The organism is Variovorax sp. P5_A3 (genome assembly GCF_056400665.1).
On the sequence record NZ_JBFUKW010000081.1, the window covers coordinates 1 to 441 of the forward strand.

General features: G+C 68.5%; 1 pseudogene. It reads left to right on the forward strand.

The window, feature by feature from the left end:
- Nucleotides 1-441, forward strand: a pseudogene (locus AC1D3B_RS36255) (formate dehydrogenase); the annotation flags it as partial.

The window sequence follows — 441 nt, forward strand, 5'->3', positions numbered from 1 at the left end:
ACACGCGCTCGGCCACACGCGCTCGGCCATGGCTTGACGGAGGAGATCCCCTACCTGAAGAAGCAGGAGCGGCTCACCTTCGCGCGCATGGGCATCACCGACCCGGTGTCGCTGGCCGACTACCAGGCGCACGAGGGCTTCGCAGGACTGCGTGCGGCACTCGCCATGGCACCCGCCGACGTCGTGCAGCAGGTGCTGGATTCGGGCCTGCGCGGTCGCGGCGGTGCGGCCTTTCCGGCGGGCATCAAGTGGAAGACCGTGCTCGCCACGGAGGCCGCGCAGAAGTACGTCGTCTGCAACGCGGACGAGGGCGATTCGGGGACCTTCTCCGACCGCATGACGATGGAGGGCGACCCGTTCATGCTGATCGAAGGCATGACGATCGCCGGCATCGCCACCGGCGCCACCCAGGGCTACGTCTACGTGCGCTCCGAATACCCG